Here is a 24,712-nt window from a genome sequence, read left to right on the forward strand (position 1 = left end):
GTACGCCCACGCCCTCACCGAAGGAATTCCAATGTCCCGCATGATGCAGGCTGCCGTCGTCGAAGCGTTCGGCGAGCCCCTGAGCGTACGCGAATGCGCGATACCCACTGCAGGCCCCGGCCAGATCCTGGTCAAGACCGAGGCGTGTGGGGTGTGCCACACCGATCTCCACGCCGCGCGGGGCGACTGGCCGGTCAAGCCCGTACCGCCGTTTATCCCCGGGCATGAGGGGATCGGAATCGTCGTCGAGGTCGGCGCCGGCGTGACGATCGTGAAAGCAGGTGACCGGGTTGGTGTACCCTGGATGTATTCCGCCTGCGGACACTGCGAATATTGCCTGTCGGCCTGGGAAACCGTGTGCCCCGAGATCGAGTTTAGCGGCTACACGCGCAACGGCGGCTTTGCCGACTACATCCTCGCCGACCCGAATTATGTCGCGCATATTCCGACGGGCTTGTCCGCGGTCGATGCGGCGCCGATCATCTGTGCGGGTATCACCACCTACAAGGGGCTCAAGGAGACGGGCGCGCGGCCGGGCGAGTGGATCGCGATTTCGGGCGTCGGCGGGCTGGGGCATCTGGCGGTGCAATATGCCAAGGCGATGGGCCTTCGTGTCTGCGCGGTCGATGTCGACGACGGCAAGCTGGCGCATGCGAACGCGCTCGGCGCCGAGGTCCAGATCGACGCACGTGCGGGTGACGCGATTGAGGCATTGAAGGACGCTACCGGCGGTGGCGCTCACGGCGTGCTCATCACCGCGCCGTCGCTGACCGCCTTCAACCAGGGCGTCGCGATGACGCGGCGTCACGGCACCTGCGTGCTTGTCGGTCTGCCACCCGGCGACTTTCCGCTGCCGTTGTTCGACGTGGTGGCGAACTGCATCACGGTGCGTGGATCGTTCGTCGGTACGCGCAAGGACATGGCGGAGGCGCTCGCGTTTGCCGCCGATGGCAAGGTGAAGGCGGATATCGAGCTCCAGCCGCTGTCGGCGATCAACGCCGTGTTCGACCGGCTCGAACACGGCAAGGTCGCGTCGCGAGTCGTGCTCGATTTCGGTGCAGCATCATGACCGCAATCGACACGCTGCACCGATCTGGCACGGCGACGCCGCGCCACCCGCTGACCCCCGAGATGCTACGGCGGATGAACGCGTATTGGCGCGCCGCCAATTACCTGTCGGTCGGGCAGATCTACCTGCGTGACAACGCGTTGCTCGATCGGCCGCTGACGATCGCCGACGTGAAGCCGCGGCTGCTCGGTCATTGGGGCACGACGCCGGGACTGAATTTTCTGTACGTACATCTCAACCGGCTGATCGTCGAGCACGACCTCGACATGATCAATATCATCGGGCCCGGGCATGGCGGGCCGGGGCTGGTCGCGAATACCTACTTGGAGGGCTCGTACACCGAACGCTATCCGGCGATCGAGCGCAGCCGGTCGGGCATGCACCGCCTGTTCCGGCAGTTCTCGTGGCCGGGCGGCATCCCGAGCCATGTCGCACCCGAGACGCCGGGCTCGATCCACGAGGGCGGCGAGCTCGGCTATTCGCTGGCGCACGCTTACGGCGCGGCGTTCGACAATCCCGACCTGATCGTCGCATGCGTGGTCGGCGACGGCGAGGCGGAAACCGGCGCGCTGGCGGCGAGCTGGCATTCGAACAAGTTCCTCAATCCGGCGCGCGACGGCGCGGTGCTGCCGGTCCTGCATCTCAACGGCTTCAAGATCGCCAACCCGACCATACTCGCGCGGATCGACGGGCACGAACTTGACTCGCTGCTGCGCGGCTATGGCCACGAACCCTATTTCGTCGAGGGCAGCGATCCCGATACGGTCCACCAGCACCTCGCGGTCGCGCTCGATCGCGCGCTCGCGCGGATTCAGGCGATCCAGGCCGAGGCGCGGGTCGAGGGCGCGACGCCGGTGCGGCCGCGCTGGCCGATAATCGTGTTCCGCACGCCGAAGGGCTGGACCGGGCCCAAGTTCGTCGACGGCAAGCCGGTCGAGGGCACGTGGCGGGCGCACCAGGTCCCGATCGCGGACTTCAACGATCCCGAACATCTGCGCCAGCTCGAGGAATGGATGCGCAGCTATCGTCCCGAAGAGCTGTTTGACGCCGATGGAAAGTTCCTTGACGAGTATGCGTCGCTTGCGCCGACCGGGCATCGGCGGATGGGATCGAACCCGCATGCCAATGGCGGCGAACTGATGGTGCCGCTGTCGCTGCCCGATTTCCGCAGCTTTGCGGTGCCGGTGGAGACGCCGGGCAGGGTGAAGGCGGAGGCGACGCGGGTGCTCGGGCGGTATCTGCGCGACGTGATGAAGCTCAATCTGGCGACGGTGAACTTCCGGCTGTTCGGACCGGACGAGACCGCGTCGAACCGGCTGGCCGATGTGTATGACGTTTCCGGGAAGGTCTGGATGGCCGGGATCGAGGCGGTCGACGAGCATCTCGGCCCCGACGGCCGGGTGATGGAGGTGCTGAGCGAGCACCTGTGCCAGGGCTGGCTCGAAGGGTATCTGCTGACCGGTCGGCACGGGCTGTTCTCGTGTTACGAGGCGTTCGTCCACATCGTCGATTCGATGGTCAACCAGCATGCCAAATGGCTGAAGGTGACGCACGGCATCCCGTGGCGCCGGCCGATCGCCTCGCTCAATTATCTGCTGACCTCGCATGTCTGGCGGCAGGACCATAATGGCCTGTCGCACCAGGATCCGGGCTTCCTCGATCACGTCGCGAACAAGACCGCCGATGTCGTGCGGATCTATCTCCCGCCCGATGCGAACTGCCTGTTGTCGGTCGGCGATCACTGCCTGCGCAGCCGCGGCTATGTGAACGTGATCGTCGCGGGGAAGCAGCCCGAATGGCAATGGCTCGGAATCGACGCCGCCGTGCGGCATTGCACGGTGGGGGCGGGGATCTGGGGCTGGGCGGGGGACGATGCGGACCCCGACGTGGTCATGGCGTGTGCGGGCGATGTGCCGACGCTGGAGACGCTGGCGGCGGTGACGCTGTTGCGCGCCTATGTGCCGGATATCCGTATCCGGGTGGTCAATGTCGTCGACCTGATGACGTTGCAGCCGCGGTCGGAGCATCTCCACGGGCTCGACGAGCGCGAGTTCGATGCGCTGTTCACGCGCGATGTGCCGGTGATCTTCGCCTTCCACGGCTATCCCGCGCTGATCCACAAACTGACCTACGCGCGCGCCAACCACGCCAATATCCATGTCCGAGGCTATAAGGAGATGGGCACGACGACGACGCCGTTCGACATGGTCGTGCTCAACGATCTCGACCGCTACCGACTGGCGCTCGACGCGATCGAGCGGATCCCGCGGTTACGGGACCGGGTGCCGCGCGAGACCGCACGCTACTGGACGACGATGGAGCGCCACAAACTCTACATCGCCGAGCAGGGCGACGACATGCCGGAGGTGCGCGACTGGCAGTGGCGGCGGTGACGTCCGACACGGTCGTGCTCGCGCTCAACAGTGGGTCGTCGTCGCTGAAATACGCGCTGTACGCGGTAGGCGGCGCTACGCCCGCGCTCCTGGTGGGCGGCACGATCGAGACGACCGACGATCACGGCGCGTCTTTCGAGGCGATCGCGCTTGCACTGGTCTCGTTTCCGGCCCCGACCGCGATCGGTCACCGGATCGTCCATGGCGGACCGGACCGTGACGCGCATTGCCTGATCGATGCGGCGGTGATCGCCGATCTGGCGGCGGCCTGTGCGTTCGCGCCTTTGCATGGCCCGGCGGCGCTGGCGCTGATCGCGGCGGCACGCGCCCGTTTCCCCGTGCTGCCGCAGGTTGCCTGTTTCGACACCGCCTTCCATGCGGGAATGCCCGATGTCGCCCGGGTATTGCCGATCCCGCGGCAGTACCGCGAGGAGGGCGTCCGGCGGTACGGGTTTCACGGGCTGTCCTGCGAGTCCATTCTTCGACAACTTGGGGACGCCGTGCCGGCCCGGCTGGTGATTGCGCATCTCGGCAACGGCGCAAGCGTCACCGCGATCCGCGACGGCCGATCGGTCGACACCAGCATGGGCCTGACGCCGTCGGGCGGCGTGATCATGGCAACGCGGACCGGCGACATCGATCCGGGCGTGCTGCTCTATCTGTTGCGAGAGAAGCGGATGACGGTCGACGCGCTCGCAAGCATGATTGATCACGGATCGGGCATGACCGGGGTATCCGGCGGGTCTGGGGACATGCGACGCCTGCGCGCGGCGGCGGCGACCGATCCGGATGCCGACCTCGCGATCCGGATGTTCGAGCGCTCGGTCTGCAAGCAGGTCGCGGCGATGGCTGCCGCGATGGGCGGTGCCGATCTGCTCGTGCTGACCGGCGGTATCGGCGAGAACGACGCGGCAACTGGACAGGCGCTCCGCGAGGATTTGGCGTGGCTGCCAATGCTCGAGATCGTGACGATATCGTCGCAGGAGGACGAGGAGATCGCGCTGCACACTGCACGTCTGTGCCACCGCGCCGCGTGATCATCACCGGGATACGTGGTTTCCGAGTCCGGACACCGGACCGGACCCGATCTAGGGTCATCGTCGACGGCACCTCATCGGTCGGTCGCTGCGCCCTGCAGGACCCGAGACGGGGCGCCCGGTGAGGACAGTGTCATGGACGGACGGGAGGCAGAACCGCTGTATCTATCGGGTCGTGTGGCGGACTCGCTGGCGATGGCCGCTGCCGCAGCGGGGCCGTGCTCGCAGATTGTCCACCTGACTCTCGCGCGCCTGTATGGCGAGGCGCTCGACGCGCTGGTCGTGCGCCCCGGCGGGGCGACGGTTCATTTGCGACAACAGGCGCCGTCACGGCTGGCGTAATGCTGGCAGCGACGGCGCAGCGTGCGTCGTTGGCAGTGCATGCCTCAGCCGATCGCGTTCCAGCCGTCCGCGCCCGCATCCGCTCAGATCCGCCCGCCATGCGCCTCGACGATCGTCCGGCAGATCGACAGGCCCAGCTTCATGCCGTTCTGCTTGGCGGTCGCAAACGCCTCGAACAGCCGGTCCCGAATGTCGGGATCCAGCCCGATCCCCGTATCGGCGACGGCCACGCGGACCCAGCCCGCGCGATCGGGGCACGTGGTCGACCATCACCCCGTCGATGGCCGGCGCAATCACCATCGTCGCGGCGATGCCCGCCTCGTGCGCACCGAGTCGCCCCAGGCTGTTCGCTTCCTCGACGAGCATGTCGATCGCGTAGCTCTTCGCGCCGTCGATCGGCAGACCGGGTTCTTCGGCCAGCACGCGTTGCAACTCACCAGTGCTTAGGTGCCCGAGAGTCCGTCCAAGGGCGTCGGGCCGCTCGTATACGAGGAGCGGTCAGTCGGGCTATCCGGGCGCGGCTCATGGCGTGTGCCCCTGCTTTGGGCGTCTTCCGGTGCGGCGGCAATCCCCGCAGTATCCGAACCGCGATCTTGGCCCTTCGAATGATGGATAGTTTTGCGTGAGTCGCGACCGGCCCGATACTTTGGTTTCACAGCGAGCAAGGCGGCTCTGATCGCGGCAAGCTCAGTGCGACAACAACGTGCAGCGGTGCTCGTGGAGAAGCAGGTCGCGGGTCATGCCGCCGAACGCCCATTCGTGGATGCGACTGTGGCCATAGGCACCGGCGACGATCAGATCAGCCTCGATCTCGTCGGCGATCGTCGCCAGCGTCGAAGTCGGCGATCCGTCAACGCGCGTGTTGACTTGGTCCGCACCGATGCCGTGGCGATCGAGCCAGGCGGCGATGTCGTCGATCCCGCGCCGCGCGCCGATCGGGTCGTAGCTGGCCTCGACGAGCGTCACGCGGTCGGCGTCGTGGAGCATCGGCAGCGCACCAACGATCGCGCGTCGGCATTCCCGCGTGTCGGTCCAGGCGACGAGGACATTGCGGAAATCGGCCGTGGCATTCGTTGAAGGCACGACGAGCACCGGACGGCCGGCGTGAAGGACCAGATCGCCGGTGTCGGCATACGTCGTCGGGTCGTGATGCACCGGCCCGACGCTGGTGATGATCAGATCGGTGCAGCGCGCGAGGCTGGCGACGATGTGTGCGATCGTATCCAACGTCGAGATCGACCGCCACTCCAGGATATGAGATCGTATGCCCGGATGCGCGTGAACCTCTGTCTTGGCGCGAGCGAGCTCCTCGGTGACGAGGTCGCGCATGGCGACGGCAAGCGCGCCGTCCAGATAGCCGTCGCAGGCGCCGACCTTGACCGGCTGGCAGGCAGCGACGCCGATGACCTTGGCGTCGTAGCGTTGGGCGACCGCTGTTGCGACGTCGAGCAGCGTCGCGTTGGGTCGTGCGCCGTCGAGATGCACCAACACAGTCGAATAGGACACGACGGATCTCCGGCTCCGCAGGACGCGCGGGCGTTTCGTGTCCTGTCCTGCGCTACATCCGTGCCCGGCGGCAGCGTCGGAAACTACGTGGGCACCGACGATCTCATGCCAGCACCGTCGATCCGGCCAGCATTCAGGCGGCTTTCGCGGCCATCCGTGCGGCGAGCTTCTCTTCCTCGGTCCAGACCTTCCGCACGCGCTCCTTGGTCGGCTTGATCTGCTTGGCGGGGCCGCCGCCGAGCACCGGCGCGCGCTGGGTCGAGTTGCGCGCGACTTCGCAATGCCATTCGTGATCGTCGTGCACGGTCAGCGTGCGGCCGATCTCGCGCTCGACATCATGCAGCCACGCGCGCTGCTCGGCGTCACACAAGGTGATCGCAAAACCGCTGCGCCCGGCGCGGCCGGTGCGGCCGATCCGGTGGACATAGCTCTCCGGCAGGCTTGGCAGGTCGTGGTTGAACACGTGCGTCACCGTGTCGACATCGATCCCGCGCGCCGCGATATCGGTTGCGACCAGGACCTGCACGGTCCCCGCGCGGAAAGCATCGAGCGCGCGCTCGCGCTGGCCCTGCGACTTGTTGCCGTGCAGCGCCTCGGCGGTGATGCCGGCTTCGCCGATGAACGCGCAGACGTCGTTGGCGATGTTCTTCTGCAGCGTGAAGACGACCGCCTGGCCCATGTCGGGCGTCCGCAGCAGCGCCAGCAGCGCGGCCTTCTTGTCGGCCGCGTCGAGGAACATCACCGACTGGTCGATCCGGTCGACGGTGGTGGAGGGCGGCGCGATCTCGACCTTGGCGGGATCGCGCAACAGGCTATCGGCGAGCGCGGCGATCGACTTCGGCATCGTCGCCGAGAACAGCAATGTGTGGCGATCCTTCGGCAACGTCGCGACGATCCGCTCGATCGGCTTGGCAAAGCCCATGTCGAGCATCTGGTCGGCTTCGTCGAGCACCAGCGCTTCGAGCGCGGACAGGTCGCACAGCCCCTGGTCGATCAGATCGAGCAGGCGGCCCGGCGCGGCGACGATGATATCGACGCCGTCCTTCAGCGCGTTGACCTGATGAAACTGGCTGACGCCGCCGAAGATCGTCGTCACGCGCGGCTTGATATGCCGGCCGAAGCTTTCGAAGCCGGCGGCGATCTGCGACACCAGTTCACGGGTCGGCGCGAGCACCAGCACGCGCGCGCCGCCCTTGGGGGCAGGGCGTGGATCGGCGGCCAGGCGGTGGAGCAGCGGCAGCGCGAACGCCGCGGTCTTGCCCGTCCCGGTCTGCGCCATGCCAAGCATGTCGCGGCCTTGCAGCAGCATCGGGATCGACTTGGCCTGGATCGGCGTCGGGCTGACATAGCCTTCTTCCGTGAGCGCCTGCAGCAAAGCGGGCGCGAGGGCGAGGTCGGCAAACGTGATGGTCATGGTCGAGCGGCGCCTCCGGCGCAGAACAAAGCGGCACCGTGAAGGGCTTGGCGTAATAGAGGAGGCGCGCGTCTAGGATCGATGCTGCACTGCGTCAACGTTGAAAGCGGTGGCCCGGCTCGGATCCTCAGACCCGCGCGCACCGGCAAACCCGATTATCGACGACTTCCGGCACCCGGTCTGCCGGCGTCCAATGCGACGTCGATGGCCTTTCCGGTGTAAGCGATCGTCTGACCGATGCCTTCGCCCAGCCCGACACCATTGCCCATGCCGACCGAAACCACGTGGAAGATGCGCGATACGGGCATCCCCGGATAGCGTCCCTGTCGCGTACCGATCGTCAGCGTCCCGGTCTTGTCGTCCAGGGCGAGATCGATCGTCGCACGCTCGCCGCGGCGCCAGCCCTGGCCGTCCCCGGCATCGTCGTAGAGCGTGAAGCGGCCATTCCGCCCGCGGTACACGCGCAGTTCTATCGGCAACGCCGGCGACTGCTCGGCATATTCCACGCGCTGCCCCAGCGGCAGGATCGTTCCCGCCGCAACGTGCAGCGGGATCTGCCCGATCGGTGCGGCAACCGTGAGCCGCGTGCCGCCCACTAGACGTGCGCCCGACCAGAAATCATACCAGTCGGTGCCTGCGGGCAAATAGACCTGCCGCGACGTCGCGCCCTTTTCGACCACCGGGCTGACCAGGAGCGACCGACCGAACAGATAGTCGTCGCGCAAGTCCCGCGCCTTCTCGTCGCGCGGGAAGACCATGCCCACCGGATACAGGAACGACGCGCCGTGCTGCGTGACCTGCCACGACTGCGCATACAGGAACGGCAACAGACGGTAGCGCAGCGCCACCGCATCGAGCAGCGGACCGCGCGCCGTTTCGGGGAAGCTGTAGACCTCCTTGCCCGGACCGGTTCCGTGGATCCGGAACATCGGATTGAAGACCGCGAACTGGAGCCAGCGGGTGAACAATTCCTGATAGTCGGGATCGTCCGGGCTGCCGCCGAAGAACCCGCCGATGTCCGCCGACCAGTAGGGGATTCCGGTCATCGAGAAGTTGACCCCGGCGGGGATCTGCGCGCGAAACACGTCCCACCGGCCCGCGACGTCGCCCGACCAAGTGATCGCGGCATTGCGCTGTTGCCCGGCCCAGGCCGAGCGCGTCAGGATGATCGGGCGCTTGGCGGCGAAGTCGGTCGCCATGCCGTCGTGCACCGCGCTGGTGTGCATCAGCGGATACGCGTTGTAGACGTCCGCGCCCGGTCCGATCGCGGTCCGCACGTCGCGCATCTCGCCCCAATGGCCGCCGAGTTCCGCCTCGCTGCCGTCGAGCCAATAGCCGTCGAAACCGACCTTGCCCAACCGCTCCGACACGAACTTCCAATAGATCGCGCGCGCGTATTTGGAGAAGGCATCGTACCAGCGGCCTTCACCGGCGGGATAGACGTTGGGATAGGTCTTTTCGTACAGCCCACCGACCGCGTCGAGCGCCTTGGTCGTATCCAGGCCGAGGTCGAAGCGCGGCCAGATCGACACGATGCTGTGCAGGTTCTGGCGGTGCAGCGTGTCGAGCATTCGCTTGGGATCCGGATAACGTGCCGGGTCCATCAGGTGGCTGCCCCATTCGCCGGGCTTCCAATATTGCCAGTCCTGGACGACTGCATCGAGCGGGATGTTCATCGCGCGGTAGCGTGCGCCGACGCCTAATAACTCGGCCTGCGACGCGTAGCGTTCCTTCGATTGCCACAGTCCCCAGGTCCAGCGGGCCATCAGCGGCGCAGGGCCGGTCAGGTTTCGATAGGCGCCGATCACGTCGTCGACATCGGGACCGCCGAACAGGAAGTAATCGACCCCCTTGCCGGCCTGCGATCGGAACACGATCCGGTCGGTTGCCTGCGGTACCGCAACGGCGACATCGGTCACCGCTGGGTTGTTCCAGAACAGCCCGTAGCCCGCACTCGACACGAGCACCGGCACGCCGACATCGGTATTGGCCTGTTGCAGCCGCACGGTGGTCCCGCGGTAGTCGAGCAGCCCGGCCTGATGCTGGCCGAGGCCGTAAATCGATTGCCCCCCGTCGATCTCGAACCGCTGCTGGATGCGGCCGTCGGGTTCGGGCGCGTCGCCCAGGCGGCGGCTGGTCGGATCGCTTTCGCCGATCAGCGGCTTGCCGTCGGCGCCCAGCAACGCGACCCGGCCATCGGCTTTCGCGACCGTCACTCGCATCGCCGACGTCGCGATCACGAAGCGGTCGGCGTTCTCGGTCATCGTCCAAGACACCGCCGCGGGCGTACCCAGCACGGCGAGACCGGGGTCGATCTCCGCCCCTTGCGCCGTCGCGCCGACGGTCACGCGGATCGCGCGATCGCCCCACATGGTTACGCGCAGGACGCCGCCGGGAACGCGGAACCGCGCACCGGTCGCGGTCTTCTGCTCAAGCGCGGTTCGTGCGGCCGGGACCTGCGTCGCGGTCGATTGCCACGGCGTCTGTGCGCCCGCAGGGGTCGCGCTGGCGATTGCGCCGACCAACGCCGCGCCGATCCAACTCTGCTGCATCCATCCTCCCGGCCCGGACTTGAATGCCCGCGTCGCTTCTGAATATGTCAGAGTATTGACCAGGTCAATTCGCTGGCATCAGGCGGAGCGCGCATGACCCCGCGAACGATCGGCCCGGGCTCCAGGGTGGTGAACAGCGCGATGATCGCGACACCCGCGCTGGTGGCAGCGGAGGATATTCAGCCACTGCTCTGCCGCGTCGGTCCGCTTGCCCCTGCGCCGCAGCTTTTTTCCAAAGGAGCGTGCGGGATCACACGGCCGGTCAAGGTGCGCGAGCTGCGCGAGCTGCGCGAGGCGCGCGAGGCGCGCGAGGATCGTCGCAATCTTGCCGGCCGGCAATTCCCAGATCAATCAGGCGCCGACGCCGCGTTCGTGTGCCCAGACCACCGCGGCGCTGCGTCGGTTCACGCCGATCTTGGCATAGAGCCGTGCGACATGGTTGCGGACCGTGTTGCGCGACAGGCCAAGACGGTCTGCGATCGCCGCATCGTCGAGATCCTGGCAGATCAGTTCGAGCACCTCGCGTTCGCGTTTGCTGAGATCGGTGGAGGGGGCGCTGGTCCCGGGTAGCGCGCGCGGGTTCCGCAGCGTCGCCAGCTTGTCCATGATCGAGCGGCTGAGCCAGTTGGCATCCTTCATCACCGCATCGATCGCTTCGACGAGATCGAGTTCGCCGCGCCGCCGTGCCGAGATGTCCTGATAGAGCCACAGGACGCAGGGTTCGCCGTCGACGCTGATCCGTTCGGCGGAGACCAGGCAATCGAGCCCTTCGCCGTTCTTGTGGAGCAGCCGGACATCGTGGCCGCGAAAGCCGCCGGACTCGCGGATTTCGGTTTCGAGGCCCTCCCGCTGAGCCGCATCGTTCCACAGTTGCAGGTCGTCCGCGACCATGCCCACCACCGCCTTCTCGGTGTAGCCGGTGAGCGTCTTGAACGCGGCATTGACCTGCGCGATGCGGTTCTCCTCGCCCTGCGTCACGACCATCGCGATCGGTGCCATCTCGAACACCGAGGCGAAGTGGCGTTCGCTGGCCTGCAACGCGCGTTCGGCCTGACGACGCGGTTCGAGATCGGCGAAGGTGAATAGCAGGCAGTCTTCGTTCGCGACCTCGATCGGCTGGCCGGCCAGCACCACCAGCGTCTTGTCGCCGTTTGCGAGCGGCAGCTCGGCTTCGAGCTGAGGGACCGTCTTGCCCGCGGCCACGCAGTCCCTGACGAACGGCTTGCGCTGCACCTCGGTCAGGAAATCGAACTCGAACAGCGTCTTGCCGATGATCTGATCGCGGCTGTAGCCCGACAGGTCGAGAAACCCCTGATTGACGAGCACGTAGCGCTGGTCGGCAACCCGGATGATCAGTGCCGGCGCCGGGTTGGCATGGAACATCGCCTCGAACCGGTCCTCCGCATCGAACCGTTCGGACACGTCGTTGATGACGAGCCCCAGGCAATCGGGCTCGCCGCCATCCTCGTCCATGACGATGTCGCGAACCTGGTGCACCCAGCGCGGCTCGTCCGCACCCGCCGGGCCGACCTCGACGATCAGGTCGGGAAAGCTTTCCCCCGCGAGCAGCCGCATCAGCGGGTATTCGCGGCGCGGGATCTTACGGTGGTTCCGGTGGCGCAGATCGAACCGCGCGGCGTACTCGTCGGCGGTCTCGCCCAGATCCTTCACCGAGGATATTCCGTGCATCTTCAGGGCCGCGGGGTTCGCGCTGAGGATGACGCCGGTCGGATCCATCAGGATCACCCCTTCGAGCAGCCCGGTCATGAGCTGTTCGAGATGGTGCAGCGTGGGGGCGTGGAGCGGCGGATGCGAGGTCTTCGTCATACCCCGTCCAGCGCCGGCCGGGGCACTCTTGTTCCGCATCGCGCAGAGCAAAAATACCAATCACCCCGGTACTTCTGCACCAACCGGCAAAAGGTGCGATCTGAACGGAACCGCCCGTCCGACTGTTGAGCATCCCGTACTACAACCACCCCAGGGAACCTCATCATGAACCTCATCATCCTTCTCGTCGTCGGCGGACTCATCGGCTGGGTCGCCAGCATGATCATGCGGACCGATGCGCAGCAGGGGATCTTCCTCAACATCGTCGTCGGAATCGTCGGCGCGTTGCTCGCCGGGTTCCTGATCACGCCGCTGATCGGTGGCGCATCGATCATGGACGGCGCGCTCAACATCCAGTCGATCCTGATCTCGCTGGTCGGCGCGGTCATCCTGCTCGCGATCATCAACCTGTTTCGTCGCGGCACGGCACGCTGAGCAATGGGGGAGGCGGTTCGGTCCGCGGATTGCCTCCCACCCACTTCCTAAAAACCAAAAATCCAGGAGAGTATCATGACCGTCAGAACATTTATCGCCTGTGGCGCGATGCTGCTGGCGTCGAGCGCCGTCGCACAGACCGCGACGCATACCGGCGCGCACAATCCCGCGATCAAGAGCAACGACGCTGCGCACGTCGCCGCGCCCGCCAGCGGCGCCAATTCCTTCTCGCAAGACCAGGCGCGCGGTCGGCTGACCAAGGCCGGCTATCGGTCGGTCTCCGCGCTGACCAAGGACAAGGACGGCGTCTGGCGGGGCATGGCGACCCGCGGCGGCAAGAAGGTCCATGTCGGGCTCGACTACAAGGGCAACGTGACCGCGCGCTGATCCCAATCCCTAGGAGAGAAACGATGACCAAGACCCTTACACGCCTGTTCGACGACTATGCCGACGCAACCGCCGCGCTCCACGATCTCGAGCGACTGGGCGTACCGCATAGCCATATCAGCATCGTCGCGAGCAACGCCGACGGCGCGCATGGCGATAGCGACACGACGCTCGGCGACGTCGACGATCGCGGCGACGTCAGCCGCGGCGTCTCGACGGGTGCAGCGGTCGGCGGCGTCGGCGGCCTGCTCGCCGGGCTCGGCCTGCTCGCGATCCCAGGTCTCGGTCCGATCGTCGCGGCGGGCTGGCTCGCCTCGACCGTGGTCGGTGCCGGGATCGGTGCGGCCGGTGGTGCTGCAACCGGCACGATCGTCGGCGCGCTGAAGGACGCAGGCCACTCCGAAGAAGACGCGCATGTCTATTCGGAAGGCGTCCGCCGCGGTGGCACGCTGTTGAGCGCGCGCGTCGAGGACGATCTGGTCGCCGAAGCCGAAGCGGTGCTCGATCGCAACCGCTCGGTCGACGCGACGACGCGCGGCGCGGCGTATCGTCAGGATGGCTGGAGCCGCTTCGACGAGGCTGCTCCCGCCTATACGCGCGACGAAGTCGCCGCCGAGCGGAACCGGTATCGGCCGACGACGACGTCGACGACCTACTGAACTAATACCGCTTGGATGAAGACGGCGGCCTGTTGGAAAACAGGCCGCCGTTTTTCGTCAGAACCGCGTGGAAATGGTCGCGCCGTAGGTCCTCGGATCGCCCGGCTGTCCGACGATCAGACCGGTGCTGCCCGACTGGGTCGCGAGCACGTCATAGTAATGCTCGTCGAACGCATTGCGCAGCCAGAGGAACGCGCTGATCCCTTCGCGCTCGCGGAACCCGACGCGGAAGTTGCTCAGCGAATAGCCGTTGATCTCGGTATAGATCGATTCCGACGGGTTCGACGAGAAATGCGACCGGTAGCTGCCGTCATAGCCGACATAGACCTGACCATCCTTGCCCGCGATGCGTGCCGGCAAGTCGTATTCCGCGCCGTACGAGAGCGCGAATTTAGAGACGCCGGGTAGGCGCTGCCCCGAGATGTCGCAACTCGCCGGGCTGTACGACGGCCGGGTCGCGGTGCCGGCCTGGCCTGCGGGGCTCGCCGGGTGCGTCGCATCCGCCGCAGTGCCGCCGGTCAGCTCGGGCGGGCAGGGCGCATCGACGAACTTGACGTATTTGGCGTCGGTGTAGGCGCCGTTGACGTACAGGTTCAGCCGCTCCGACGGCCGGAACGCGGAGTCGAATTCGAGGCCGCGCGTACGCACCTTGCCTGCGTTCGCGAGATAGCCGCGCAACACCGAATACTGGTTATTGGTGACGGTTGCCTGATAATCCGCGATTTCGGTCCAGAACCCGGCGATGTTCAACGTCACGCGCCGATCGGCGAACTGCGTCTTCAGCCCCAGCTCGTAGTGATTGACCTTTTCCGGCTTCACGGTCGCCGCCGCGAGGATCGGGTTGTTGCTGGCATCGAGCGGCAGGCCGGACAGGTTGATGCCGCCCGATTTATAGCTGCGCGCATAGGTCGCATAGGCGTGGACGTCGGCGGTCACGGTGTACGACGCGGTGATGTCGCCCGACAGGTTCCAATTGTCGAACGTCGGCTTGTAGCTTTGCGGCGCGAGCACACCGCGCTGATCGGCTGTCAGCGTGGTGCCGCCATTGCCGGTGGTGACGACGGAGACGTAATCGCCGTCCTTCTTGTCGTAATTCAACCGCAGGCCGGGCGCGATCTGAAGCTTGTTCGTGGCATGCCACGTCAGCTTGCCAAACAGCGCGGCGCTGGTGTTGGTGAAGCCGATCGTGTTGCGGCTGGTCAGCCCGTCGAGCACCGACGGGTTGCACGCCGCGGTGGTCGCGGTCGCGCATCCGGTGGCGCCGGGCGCGACACCGTTGCCGGGATTGAGCAGGAACCGGCTCGCCGCGGGCCCCTGCACCTGAAGACCCTGCGTATCGATCGTCTGGTGGAAGTAGAAGACGCCGACCGTGTAGTCGACCGCGTGCGTGCCGTTCGATCCGACCCGCAGTTCCTGGCTGAACTGGCTCTGCTGCGACGGGTTTGCCGAGACCGGGGTGATCGGCAGGCCGATGAAGTCGCGATCGTTCGAAGGGTCCCAATGCCAGAACCGCCACGCCGTCACCGACGTCACCGTCGCGGGGCCGAGATCCCAATTCGCGAGCAGCGATGCGCCGCCCAGCTCCTGCTTCGCGCGCAGCGGCGTATCGACGTCGGTCACCCGGTCGAACGCGTTCGTCGAGGGCACGACATAGCCCTGCGCCGCGGCGAGCGCCGCATATTGCCGGTTGAGTGGGCGCTGCGTCGTGCCGACCCGCGCATAATATTGGACGCAGCAATTGGGGTTCTGCCGGCCGTAATCGCCGTACAGCGTCAGATCGAGATTGGACGCCGCGCGCCAGAGCAACTGGCCGCGAAACCCGAGATTGTCCTGGCTGTTGAGATAGGTGTCGGTGCGCGAATTGTAGATCGTGCCGCGCCGGGTCGTGATCGACGTCGACAGTCGGATCGCCAGCTTGTCGTCGACCAGCGGCCCCGACACCGACGCCTTGCCTTGGAAGAAATCGTAATTGCCGCCGCTCAGCTCGACGCGCGCCTCGGGCGTGAAGCTCGGCGCGCGGGTGGTGACGTTGATCGCGCCCGCGGTGGTGTTCTTGCCGTATAGGGTGCCCTGCGGTCCGCGGAGGATCTCGATCCGCTCGGTATCGGTGAAGTCGAACGTCGCCGAGGCGATCCGGCTGTAATAGACCTGGTCGACATAGATGCCGACGCCCTGTTCGATGCCGTCGTTGGTCAGGCCGAACGGCGCGCCGAGTCCGCGGATATTGGCGGCCGAATTACGCGGGTTGGTCGAATAGAATTGCAGCGTCGGTGCAAGCTGCGTGATGCGGCTGACGTTGTACGCGCCGGTGTCGGCGATCGCGGTGCCGCCGATCACCGACATCGCGATCGGCACGCTCTGGACGGTTTCCGCACGGCGGCGGGCTGTGACGAGGATGTCGCCGCCTCCATCGCCCGATGCCGGGCCTGCGCGTTCCTGCTCGCCTGTGGAGTGCGCCGATTGCGCGGCCGACGTCGCCACGGGTGCGGGCTGCGGGGGCGGAGTCTGCGGTACCTGATCGGCACTCTGTAATGTCATCAGCAAAGCAGTCAGCACCATATCGCGTCCCCCGAACCTGTTCCGGTAAACTCCATTGATATAGTAGGATTACCAATATCTATTTTGATCGGATGGCTAAAGCGCAGCTTTGAGGGGCGGCGGGATGGCAGCGTCGGCCCGACGCGATATACGCGCGACATGACGAAGGAGAGCAGCATGAAACCGCCGATCGGACGCGATACGCGCCTTTGCATGTCGTTGTCGGCAAGGCCCGGCAATTTCGGCACCCGGTTCCATAATCGGCTCTACGAGCTTACCGGACTCGATTGCGTGTACAAGTCCTTCTCGACCACCGATCTGCCCGCGGCGATCGGCGGCATTCGCGCGCTGAATATTCGCGGCTGTGCGATCTCGATGCCGTTCAAGGAGGCGGTGATCGCGCTGCTCGACGGACTTGCGCCATCGGCGAGTGCGATCGACAGCGTGAACACGATCGTCAACGACGACGGCGTGCTGACCGGGCACAACACGGATTACGGCGCGGTCGTCGATCTGGTCAGCGATATCGATCGATCGCTCTCGTTCGTGCTGCACGGTTCGGGCGGGATGGCCAAGGCGGTCGCCGCCGCGCTGAGCGACAGCGGTTTCCGGGACGGCACGATCGTCGCGCGCAATGCGGCGGCTGGGCGGGCGCTCGCCGATCTGTACGGATATCGTTGGGCATCCGAAGCGAGCGGGGCGGCGGCGCTCCTGATCAACGTGACGCCGATCGGGATGACCGGGGCGGATGCGAACGCGCTGGCGTTCCCGCCCGACATGATCGCGGCGTGCGACATCGCGTTCGACGTTGTGCAATATCCGCCCGAGACGCCGTTCCTGCGCGCCGCCGCCGACGCGGGCAAGCGCTGCATCACCGGGACCGAGGTCGCGACTCTGCAGGCGCTGCAACAGTTCGTGCTCTACACCGGCGTGACGCCCGACGCCGCCCAGGTCGCCGACGCGGCCGAGTGGGCGCGCGCGAACTCCTAAGCCGCCCGCATCTATTTCGTCAGGTCGGTGAGCAGCGAGCGGTAATAGGTGATCGCCAGCGGGATGTTGTCGATCGGCGTCCGCTCGTTGAGGCCGTGGCTGAAATCGTCGGACTGCTTGATGAAGGTCGGGCTGACCCCGTAGCTCGGCACGCCGACCGAGCGATACCACATCGAATCGCTCGCGCCCGCCGACATGCTCGGGAAGATCGGCACGCCGGGGCGGATCTTGGCCATCGCCGTCTTGACCGCACCCATCAGGTCGGCGCGCAGCGGCGAGGCGTCGGTCGGGTTCGACCCTTCGGTGACGTCGCTGAACTTCACGCCGGGGTCGGCGGCGACCTTGGCGAGTTCGGCCATCACGGTCGCGGGTTTCACACCGGGGAAGATGCGGCAGTTGATGTTGGCGGTCGCGCGCTGCGGTAGCGCGTTGAGCGCATGCCCGCCGCTGATCATCGACGTGACGCAGGTCGTGCCGATCTGGCCGACATACCCTGGGTTGGCGGCGAGCGTCTCGATCGCCTTCTGGTCCTTGGGGTTGGCGGCGAAGGCGCGCATTGCGGCACCGATCTCTGGTGTCTGGCGCGGTGCGACGCCCTCGAAATAACCCTTGGTGATCGGCGACAGCTGCGGCGCGAAGCGGTAGTCGCCGATTTTCACCAGCGCGGCGGCGAGTTGGTTGATCGCGTTCACTTTGCGCGGGGCAGAGGAATGGCCGCCGGCGCTGGTCGTTTCGAGCTGGAAATCGGCATAGGTCTTCTCGGCCGCGCCGACGGTGAAATATTCGGCCTTGCCGTCTTCGCCGTACAACCCGCCGCCGCCGTCGATGTTGAGCGCCATTAGCGCCATTTCGGCAGTCTTGAGCCGGTCGGCGATCAGCGACGACGCCTTCATGACGGTTTCCTCGTCGCCCGACAGCGCGAGGACGATGCCGCGCTTGGGTTTGTAGCCCGCCTTCTTCATGTCGAGCAGCGTGGCGATCGCGAGCGCGGCATCGAGCTTCATGTCCGTCGCGCCGCGGCCGTAGAGATAGCCGTTCTCGACCACCGCCGTGAACGGATCGCGCTGCCAGTCGGCGGGCTTGGCCTCGACCACGTCGATATGCCCGGAAATGACGATCGGCTTCAGCGCCGCGTCGGTCCCCTTCCAGGTCGCGATCAGATAGGCGGTGTCGTCGACCGGGGTGACCGTCACGTCGCTCGCCGCAAAGCCGCCGCCGACCAGTACGGACTTCAGATAGGCGGCGAGCTGCGGCGTCTGGTTGCCCGGCCCGCGCACGCTGCGAAACGCGATCATCTTCTTGGCGATTTCGAGCCCGTTGGCGGCGGCGGTCGGGGTCTGCGCCGCGGCGGGTAGGGCGGTCATCGCGGCGGTGCAGGCCAGGAGAAGCTTGAGCTTGGACGTCATCATCATCTTTCCTCGGAGAATTTTTCCTCCCCCGCCAGGGGGAGGTGGCTGGCGCTTGCCAGACGGAGGGGGAGGACACGGAGCAGAGGGTATCGCATGCCGCCCCCTCCGTCGCCTTCGGCGCCACCTCCCCCTGGCGGGGGAGGATAACGACGAGCCAGTCCTAGAATTTCGCCCCCGCGCGAAGGCCGATCGTTCGCGGCGTGCTGGTGACGATGTAGGTGCGCTGCGAACAGGTGCCGCATTGCTGGTAGCGGGACAGCTCGGCGCGTTCGTCCCACAGATTCTGGACGAATACTTCGAACGTGAAGTTGGATACCTCCGCACCGACCGAGGCGTTGCCGGTGGTGTAGGCCTGAAGCCGCCCCAGTGTCGCCGCCTGCGCCAGTCGGATATCCGCCGACGCCGAACTCTGATGTGCGACGAGGCCCTGGATATACGCCTTCGCGGTGCCGATCGGCATGCTGTAGCGCGCGGTGCCGCTCGCCTTGAAGCGCGGCGTGATCGGCAGGCGTGTCCCCGATGGCGCAAGCACGTCGGTGCCGTCGCCGCTGCAGATCTGTGTCGCGCACAGATCATTGCGCGTCTTCGCATCCGTGTACGAACCCGCCGCGGTCAGCGAGAGGCCGCCCGCCGAGTAGTTCGCATCCGCCTCCACGCCGCGGATCCGCGCGTTCGGGCCGTTCTGGATGATCGTGAAGCTGTTCGCGCCGAGGAACGAGAACTGGAACTTGTCCCATTGCTGTTGATAGATCGCGGCATTGAACCGCAGTCGATCGAACAACGTGGTCTTCAGGCCCAGCTCGTAATTGGTCAGGAAGTCCGCGCCGTACGGCGCGACGTCGCCGCGGCGGTTGATCCCGCCCGGCCGATAGCCGCGCGAGAAGGTGGCATAGGCCATGACCTTGTCGGTCGGCTTGAAAGTCAGGTTGAAGCGGTAGGTGGCACCTTGGCCCTGGGTCTTTTTGGGTACCAGCCCGGTGGTCGTATAGGTGGCGAGGTTGGTGCACGGCGACCCCGCGACCGCTGCCGGCAGCAGCGTCGAGGTGTCGCCGCCGTTCAGATAGGCCTGCCGCAAGGTCTGGCCATTGGCGAGATAGCAGCCTGCGACGCCGGTCTGGCTGCTGCCCGCGGCGTTGAACGGCGTGGCGGTGTACGGCCGGCCATCGTCCGGATCGACCGCCGGATTGCGGCCGAAGCCGTAGAAGCCGATCAGCGAATTGTCGTAGATGTACGCGCGGCCGCCCGCGGTCGCGGTCAGCGTCGGCAGGATGTCATAACTCGCCTCGCCGAACATCGCGTAATCGGTGTCGACGCGCTTCTGCTTGGTCAGCCACAGCGTCCCCGGCGAGCCGTTGACGGACACCGCGGTGCCCAGATTGGCGATCTGATAATCCTGGAAGATGTCGTTGGTCTGGCGCTGGTAGAACGCGCCCGAGACGATCCGGAAGCGATCCCCGGCGGGGGAGGCGACGCGGAGTTCCTGGCTGGTCTTCTTGAAGTGATCGGTGCCGATGATCTTCTGGCGCGGATCGATCGTCCGGCCGGCATTGTCCTGGTAATAGAAATAGCCGGCGAGCCCGCCCGCGGACGAGTACATCGAGTCATACGCCTCGGCGTAATCGGTATAGTCGCTCGACGTGAAGGTCTTCCGGTCGAGATACGCGCCCGCGTACGTGACGTCCCAGTTGCCGACCTTGCCCTCGATCGTCAGCGCGCCCTGGATGAAGCGGTCGCGGCGGAATTCTGGGAAGAAATGCTGGACCTGGAGATCGCCGACCTTGGGGTCGTAGCCATAGGTGCCGTGGTTGCGCTGTTCCTGGTAGAGGACGGTCGGCGTCACGGTCCAGTTGCTGTCGAGATCGACCTTCAGCGCGGCGCGGCCGCCATAGGTCTCGGTATCGTTGTAGTTCTTCTTCACGAATGCGGCATTGTCGACGACCACGCCGCCGTTCGCCGACGTGCACGAGGTCGCGGTCGGTTCGGGCAGGTAGCTGCGGCACCCGGCGACATTGTCGATATAGCCTGCATCGCGCTGGTAGAAGCCGACCACGCGCAGCGCCGCCGATCCGGACAGCGGCATGTTGAGCATGCCCTCGAGCTTGCTGCCGATGCCGCCCGACTTGACGCTGTTCACCTCGCCATCGACCCGGCCGTAGAAACCGCTCAGATCGGGCTTGTTGGTGATGATCCGGATCGTGCCGGCTTCCGACGACGCGCCGTACAGCGTGCCCTGTGGCCCGGCGAGGCTCTCGATCCGGGCGATGTCGTAGATGTGGACGTCGAGCGTACCGCCGATCGTCGTCACCGGCTGTTCGTCGAGATACGTGCCGACCGACGGCAGCGGGCCCGAATGATTGCCGTCGCCACCCGATGCGACGCCGCGCATGTAGACGACGGTCGAGCCGGGCTGCGTCGTCTGGAACGACACCGACGGCAGCAACTGCGTATATTGGTTGAAGTTCGAGATGTTGAGATCGTCGAGCCGCTTGGTGCCGATCGCCTGGATGCTGATCGGGACGCTCTGGATGCTCTGGTCGCGCTTCTGCGCGGTGACGACGATGTCGCCTTCGTATTCGCCTGCGGTTTGCGCGGCAGGGGCGGCAACCGGTGTCTGGGCGGCGGCAGGATCGATCTGGGCGTAGGCGGGAGACACGATTGCCGACGAGGCGAGAAGTGAGCCGATCAACAACCGACGATCGAATATGTGCATGCGCGAGCCCCCAAGCGATTATGCGCAGAGACTGTGGTGCGGTGCAGCGAAGGTCAAACGAAGCCGGGCGATTTTGCAGCTTTATTACGCGAGCGTGACGTTTTTGCCACGGATCATGCGCGCAGCAGGTCGCCGAGCGCAGTTTTGAGCGGGTCGAGCCACGTCTCGTATGGTCGCCAAGCATCGACGCCGTCGCGATTGATCGGGCGGCGGACCTGTTCCGAACTCGCGGTGCGCACCGCGCGATCGGTTTCGTAGAAAGCGAGGCAGGCGGGTTCGTAGTCGAGGCCGCACGCTGCGAGCAGCGCACGGACCTCGACCTCGGTGTTGTCGATCAGCGCTTCGTGATCAACGCGGTGGACGCGGCCCGGCGCGACCGTGTCGACGTGGCGCATCAGGCGGATGTAATCGCGATAATAGCGGCCGAGATCGTCGAGCGAATAGCTGAACGTCTGGCCCCGCGCGTAATGCTGTTTGAAGTTCGAGAAGCAGCAGTCGAGCGGATCGCGGCGTGCATCGATGATCCGCGCGTTCGGCAGCGCGAGCAGGATCAGCGGGACATGCGCCCAATTGTTGGGGAGCTTGTCGATGAAGAACGGGCGTTCGGTGCGGCGCTGGATCGTGGCGCGGCGCAGATACTCCTCGCCGAGTTCGCGCAACGCCTCCGCCGACAGCGTGTCGATCGCGCCCGGATAGTCGGCGATGCCGCGCGCGATCGCGGGCATGTCGGGGAGTTCGGTGGTGCCCTCGACCAGGCTGTGGCTGGCGAGGATCTGTTCGATCAGCGTCGACCCGGCGCGCGGCATGCCAAGCACGAAGATCGGGTCGGGGGCGTCGCACCCCTGTCCGCGACGCGCGTCGAGCAGCGCCGGGGTCAGCACCGCGATGCTGCGGTCGACGAACGCGGTGGTCTCGTCGGCATCGTAGCTGATGCGCGTGCGGCGCAGCGTGTTGCCGGCGTCGTAATGCGCGAACGAGCGGGCGGCGTCGCGGCGATCCTCGAATGCCTTACCGAGTGCGAAGTCTAGGTGGAACCTGTCCTCGTCGCCGAGGTCGCCGCGCGCGAGCGCCGCCTCCATCGCCGCGATATCGTGGTCATCGAACCTCACCGTCTTGAGGTTGGCCAGGCTCCACCACGCATCGCCCAGCGTCGGCTGGAGTGACAGCGCGCGCCGATATGCGGTGATGCCGTCGTCGCGGCGCCCGACGGTCTTGAGCATATGGCCGTAACTCAGCCACACGCGCGGCTGATCGGGGGCGTCGCGCAGCACCTTTTCGTACAGCGTGATCGCATCCTCGAACCCGCCGAGCCGACCCAGCGCCGCCGCCTTGAGGTTGGCGTGGCCGGGATTGTCGGGCTCGTCGGCGATCACCGCATCGAGCAGGGTCAGCGCCTCGGGTGCGCGGTTCTGGCGGTAGAGCACGAGCGCGAGGTTCGCGCGCGCCGCGGTGAACCCGGGGGCCAGTTCGACCGCGCGCCGCAGCAGCGTCTCGGCGTCCTTGTATCGCCCGATCCGCCCGGCGAGTTCCGCCAGCATACGGATCGCGCGCGCGTCGAACGGATCGCGTTTGAGATAGGCCTTCAGCAGCGGCTCGGCGACGTGGAGCTGATTGTCGTGCAGCGCCAGCGCGGCCTGCATCAGGTCGCTCGACCAGCGGGGAGTGGGGAGGGAAGCCATCGCGCCGAACAGTCGGAGAGCATCGCCCCAGCGTCAAGCATGCATCCGCACTCGCGCGCGCATGCCTGACCTACGCCGTCACGCGGTCACTGCGTCCAAGCATAGGGACCTACGACGGTCCCGACGAACCCGCCCGCGGACTTGGTGCTGAGAAAGCGTGCGTCGACCTTGTCCGACAACGTGCGCCGGGTGCCCGCGACCTGATAATCGAACGCCATCGTTCCGCCGTTCGCGCGGATCGTCAGCGTGATGGGACCGGCTGCTACGGGGGCCGACGCGACCAGCCGCTCGCGCCCGTCGGCCGCGCTATACAGCGCGACAACGGTCTTGCCGGCGATCCGCGTGACGCCGAACACCAGATAGTTTCGGTCGCTCTGCATCGCCGCGAGGCCGGCGCGGTCGCCATCGGTGTCCGGTGCGAATTTGACCGTGGTCGACATCGTCGCGACGTGATGCTGCTGACGCCGTCCGACGAATGCGGGTACGCCCGACAGGTCGCCGATCGGCGTACCCTTGCCGAGCACGAGGTCGCCGTGATCGAGCCGGTAGAACGGCTGTTTCGGGGTCCGCACGCCGATCCACTGCATCGCCAGCTTGGTGCCGTCGAAATCGTCGACATAGCCGAAGTCGCCGCTCGTCGGGATCTTGGACGCGGGTTGTTTGGGGAGGTCGGGCGTTTTGCCGACGAACGGGATCGCCTGGCCCTTGGGCAGGATGATCGGCCAGCCATCCTTCCACGTCACCGGCAGCAGGAACGTCTCACGACCAATGTTGTAATAGTCGCCGTTATACGGGCGGACCGCGAGGAAGGTCGCCCACCAGTCGCCCTTCGCGGTCTGGACGAGTTCGGCGTGACCCGACGAGGTGATCGGATTGGCGCGGGCGGGATCGAGGTCGCGCTGCGTCAGGATCGGGTTGCCCGCGAACGGCGCGAACGGCCCGCGCAACTGCCGCGACCGGAATACGACCTGCGAATGGTTAACGCTCGTGCCGCCTTCCGCCGCGGTCAAATAATACCAGCCGTCCTTGCGGAAGATGTGCGGTCCCTCGATCCAGACCGGCTTCTTCGTCAGGTCGACGCCGCCGTTGATCAGCTGCGTGCTCTCGCCGACCATTTTCCCCGTGCGCCAGTCGAATTCCTGGATCCAGATCGCGCGGTGGCCGTCGTAGCGCGGCGGCTCGTTCGGTGCGCGGTTGTTGACGACATAGGCCTTGTCGCCCTCCCAGTAGATCGACGGATCGATCCCCTCGAACGGCAGCCAGGTCGGATTGGACCAGGGACCCGCCGGGTTCTTGGCGGTGATGACGAAGTTGCCTTTGCACTCGACGCAGGTGTTGACGATGTAGAATGTGCCGGCGTGGTAGGAGATGTCGGGCGCGAACACCGCCTGTGAGGTGCGCATGCCGGTGAAGTCGAGCTGTTTCGGCCGGTCGATCGCGTTGCCGATCTGCGTCCAGTGGACGAGATCCTTCGACGTGAAGATCGGCAAGCCGGGGAAATGCGCGAACGACGACAGGACGAGGTAGAAGTCGTCGCCGACGCGGGTCACCGACGGATCGGGGTAATAGCCCGACAGGATCGGATTGCGGTATTCGCCGGGGCCGACTTTAACCTGTTCCTGCGCGTGGCCGTCATAGGTGAAGCGGCTGAACCGGGGGGCGTCGCTTGCCGAGGCGGTGGCGGCGGCCGTGCCTGCAAGCAGGACGGCGGTCGCGCGCAGTGCGGCGCCTGCATATCGATCGAAGCGCGTCATGGTGGTCCTCT

The 24,712-nt window shown here is 66.2% G+C and carries 19 protein-coding genes; 9 read left to right on the top strand and 10 right to left on the bottom strand.

From position 1 onward, the window contains the following. Positions 1 to 31 precede the first annotated feature (31 nt). From adhP to ACLBWL_RS08795, 4 genes are all read left to right on the top strand, one after another. The gene (adhP, locus tag ACLBWL_RS08780; RefSeq protein WP_447792207.1) at positions 32 to 1,069 is read left to right on the top strand and encodes an alcohol dehydrogenase AdhP; all 1,038 of its coding nucleotides are present in this window, start codon (positions 32 to 34) and stop codon (positions 1,067 to 1,069) included. Then, positions 1,066 to 3,462 carry a phosphoketolase family protein gene (locus ACLBWL_RS08785; protein ID WP_447792209.1) on the top strand — a complete coding sequence of 799 codons (2,397 nt, stop codon included), beginning with the start codon at positions 1,066 to 1,068 and terminating at the stop codon, positions 3,460 to 3,462. Before adhP ends, ACLBWL_RS08785 begins: the two co-directional genes overlap by 4 nt. Then, the gene (locus ACLBWL_RS08790; protein WP_447792211.1) at positions 3,459 to 4,499 is read left to right on the top strand and encodes an acetate kinase; all 1,041 of its coding nucleotides are present in this window, start codon (positions 3,459 to 3,461) and stop codon (positions 4,497 to 4,499) included. The genes ACLBWL_RS08785 and ACLBWL_RS08790 overlap by 4 nt, the downstream gene beginning before the upstream one ends. Positions 4,500 to 4,634: 135 nt before the next feature. After that, positions 4,635 to 4,841 carry a hypothetical protein gene (locus tag ACLBWL_RS08795; RefSeq protein WP_447792213.1) on the top strand — a complete coding sequence of 69 codons (207 nt, stop codon included), beginning with the start codon at positions 4,635 to 4,637 and terminating at the stop codon, positions 4,839 to 4,841. Positions 4,842 to 4,924: 83 nt separating this feature from the next. On the opposite strand, the gene ACLBWL_RS08800 is transcribed toward ACLBWL_RS08795, so the two are convergent. After that, positions 4,925 to 5,071, bottom strand: coding sequence for an ATP-binding protein (locus tag ACLBWL_RS08800; protein WP_447792215.1), 147 nt, complete (start codon positions 5,069 to 5,071; stop codon positions 4,925 to 4,927). 28 nt (positions 5,072 to 5,099) lie between these two features. Here ACLBWL_RS08800 and ACLBWL_RS08805 point away from each other — a divergent pair, with 28 nt between their 5' ends. Next, entirely contained in the window at positions 5,100 to 5,288 is a 189-nt protein-coding gene (locus tag ACLBWL_RS08805; RefSeq protein ID WP_447792217.1) for a hypothetical protein, read from the top strand. Between the two features lie 240 nt (positions 5,289 to 5,528). Here the strand turns inward: ACLBWL_RS08805 and ACLBWL_RS08810 are convergent, their stop codons facing one another. The 4 genes from ACLBWL_RS08810 to ACLBWL_RS08825 all read right to left on the bottom strand — a co-directional run bounded on the left by ACLBWL_RS08810 (position 5,529) and on the right by ACLBWL_RS08825 (position 12,140). Next, positions 5,529 to 6,347: a universal stress protein gene (locus ACLBWL_RS08810; protein ID WP_447792218.1), complete on the bottom strand. Its 819-nt coding sequence runs from the start codon at positions 6,345 to 6,347 to the stop codon at positions 5,529 to 5,531. A gap of 133 nt (positions 6,348 to 6,480) precedes the next feature. After that, on the bottom strand, positions 6,481 to 7,761 hold the full coding sequence (locus ACLBWL_RS08815; protein ID WP_447792220.1) for a DEAD/DEAH box helicase: 1,281 nt from the start codon (positions 7,759 to 7,761) through the stop codon (positions 6,481 to 6,483). A 155-nt stretch (positions 7,762 to 7,916) separates the two neighbouring features. Next, positions 7,917 to 10,313 carry a glycoside hydrolase family 31 protein gene (locus ACLBWL_RS08820; RefSeq protein ID WP_447792221.1) on the bottom strand — a complete coding sequence of 799 codons (2,397 nt, stop codon included), beginning with the start codon at positions 10,311 to 10,313 and terminating at the stop codon, positions 7,917 to 7,919. Positions 10,314 to 10,664: 351 nt separating this feature from the next. Next, positions 10,665 to 12,140, bottom strand: coding sequence for a PAS domain S-box protein (locus tag ACLBWL_RS08825; protein ID WP_447792223.1), 1,476 nt, complete (start codon positions 12,138 to 12,140; stop codon positions 10,665 to 10,667). A 165-nt stretch (positions 12,141 to 12,305) separates the two neighbouring features. On the opposite strand from ACLBWL_RS08825, the gene ACLBWL_RS08830 reads away from it, so the two are divergent. The 3 genes from ACLBWL_RS08830 (at position 12,306) to ACLBWL_RS08840 (ending at position 13,621) form a co-directional block, all read left to right on the top strand. Beyond that, positions 12,306 to 12,575 carry a GlsB/YeaQ/YmgE family stress response membrane protein gene (locus ACLBWL_RS08830; protein WP_056047837.1) on the top strand — a complete coding sequence of 90 codons (270 nt, stop codon included), beginning with the start codon at positions 12,306 to 12,308 and terminating at the stop codon, positions 12,573 to 12,575. A gap of 75 nt (positions 12,576 to 12,650) precedes the next feature. Beyond that, positions 12,651 to 12,962 carry a hypothetical protein gene (locus tag ACLBWL_RS08835; RefSeq protein ID WP_447792225.1) on the top strand — a complete coding sequence of 104 codons (312 nt, stop codon included), beginning with the start codon at positions 12,651 to 12,653 and terminating at the stop codon, positions 12,960 to 12,962. A 23-nt stretch (positions 12,963 to 12,985) separates the two neighbouring features. After that, on the top strand, positions 12,986 to 13,621 hold the full coding sequence (locus tag ACLBWL_RS08840) for a hypothetical protein (RefSeq protein WP_447792226.1): 636 nt from the start codon (positions 12,986 to 12,988) through the stop codon (positions 13,619 to 13,621). Between the two features lie 57 nt (positions 13,622 to 13,678). Here ACLBWL_RS08840 and ACLBWL_RS08845 read toward each other — a convergent pair whose 3' ends face one another. Beyond that, complete coding sequence (locus ACLBWL_RS08845) at positions 13,679 to 16,159, bottom strand: TonB-dependent receptor (RefSeq protein WP_447792228.1); 2,481 nt, start codon at positions 16,157 to 16,159, stop codon at positions 13,679 to 13,681. A gap of 177 nt (positions 16,160 to 16,336) precedes the next feature. On the opposite strand from ACLBWL_RS08845, the gene ACLBWL_RS08850 reads away from it, so the two are divergent. Further along, positions 16,337 to 17,149 (top strand): shikimate 5-dehydrogenase, encoded by an 813-nt coding sequence (locus ACLBWL_RS08850; RefSeq protein WP_447792230.1) that lies wholly within the window; start codon positions 16,337 to 16,339, stop codon positions 17,147 to 17,149. A gap of 11 nt (positions 17,150 to 17,160) precedes the next feature. On the opposite strand, the gene ACLBWL_RS08855 is transcribed toward ACLBWL_RS08850, so the two are convergent. The 4 genes from ACLBWL_RS08855 to ACLBWL_RS08870 all read right to left on the bottom strand — a co-directional run bounded on the left by ACLBWL_RS08855 (position 17,161) and on the right by ACLBWL_RS08870 (position 24,701). Further along, a complete protein-coding gene (locus tag ACLBWL_RS08855; protein ID WP_447792232.1) occupies positions 17,161 to 18,561 on the bottom strand; it encodes a M20/M25/M40 family metallo-hydrolase in 1,401 nt (466 codons plus the stop codon). Positions 18,562 to 18,718: 157 nt separating this feature from the next. Further along, positions 18,719 to 21,268: a TonB-dependent receptor gene (locus tag ACLBWL_RS08860; protein WP_447792234.1), complete on the bottom strand. Its 2,550-nt coding sequence runs from the start codon at positions 21,266 to 21,268 to the stop codon at positions 18,719 to 18,721. 113 nt (positions 21,269 to 21,381) lie between these two features. Then, positions 21,382 to 22,947 (bottom strand): sulfotransferase, encoded by a 1,566-nt coding sequence (locus ACLBWL_RS08865; protein WP_447792236.1) that lies wholly within the window; start codon positions 22,945 to 22,947, stop codon positions 21,382 to 21,384. An 86-nt stretch (positions 22,948 to 23,033) separates the two neighbouring features. Further along, a complete protein-coding gene (locus ACLBWL_RS08870) occupies positions 23,034 to 24,701 on the bottom strand; it encodes a glycoside hydrolase family 43 protein (RefSeq protein WP_447792238.1) in 1,668 nt (555 codons plus the stop codon). Positions 24,702 to 24,712: the final 11 nt, after the last annotated feature.

This window comes from Sphingomonas sp. M1A8_2b, from assembly GCF_053345535.1.

Bases quoted from the DNA above. Each gene is read 5' to 3' on its own strand.
- adhP (WP_447792207.1), top strand. From the start codon at position 32: ATGTCCCGCATGATGCAGGCTGCCGTCGTCGAAGCGTTCGGCGAGCCC.
- ACLBWL_RS08785 (WP_447792209.1), top strand. From the start codon at position 1,066: ATGACCGCAATCGACACGCTGCACCGATCTGGCACGGCGACGCCGCGC.
- ACLBWL_RS08795 (WP_447792213.1), top strand. From the start codon at position 4,635: ATGGACGGACGGGAGGCAGAACCGCTGTATCTATCGGGTCGTGTGGCG.
- ACLBWL_RS08815 (WP_447792220.1), bottom strand. From the start codon at position 7,761: ATGACCATCACGTTTGCCGACCTCGCCCTCGCGCCCGCTTTGCTGCAG.
- ACLBWL_RS08820 (WP_447792221.1), bottom strand. From the start codon at position 10,313: ATGCAGCAGAGTTGGATCGGCGCGGCGTTGGTCGGCGCAATCGCCAGC.
- ACLBWL_RS08825 (WP_447792223.1), bottom strand. From the start codon at position 12,140: ATGACGAAGACCTCGCATCCGCCGCTCCACGCCCCCACGCTGCACCAT.
- ACLBWL_RS08830 (WP_056047837.1), top strand. From the start codon at position 12,306: ATGAACCTCATCATCCTTCTCGTCGTCGGCGGACTCATCGGCTGGGTC.
- ACLBWL_RS08835 (WP_447792225.1), top strand. From the start codon at position 12,651: ATGACCGTCAGAACATTTATCGCCTGTGGCGCGATGCTGCTGGCGTCG.
- ACLBWL_RS08840 (WP_447792226.1), top strand. From the start codon at position 12,986: ATGACCAAGACCCTTACACGCCTGTTCGACGACTATGCCGACGCAACC.
- ACLBWL_RS08845 (WP_447792228.1), bottom strand. From the start codon at position 16,159: ATGACATTACAGAGTGCCGATCAGGTACCGCAGACTCCGCCCCCGCAG.
- ACLBWL_RS08850 (WP_447792230.1), top strand. From the start codon at position 16,337: ATGAAACCGCCGATCGGACGCGATACGCGCCTTTGCATGTCGTTGTCG.
- ACLBWL_RS08855 (WP_447792232.1), bottom strand. From the start codon at position 18,561: ATGATGATGACGTCCAAGCTCAAGCTTCTCCTGGCCTGCACCGCCGCG.
- ACLBWL_RS08860 (WP_447792234.1), bottom strand. From the start codon at position 21,268: ATGCACATATTCGATCGTCGGTTGTTGATCGGCTCACTTCTCGCCTCG.
- ACLBWL_RS08865 (WP_447792236.1), bottom strand. From the start codon at position 22,947: ATGGCTTCCCTCCCCACTCCCCGCTGGTCGAGCGACCTGATGCAGGCC.
- ACLBWL_RS08870 (WP_447792238.1), bottom strand. From the start codon at position 24,701: ATGACGCGCTTCGATCGATATGCAGGCGCCGCACTGCGCGCGACCGCC.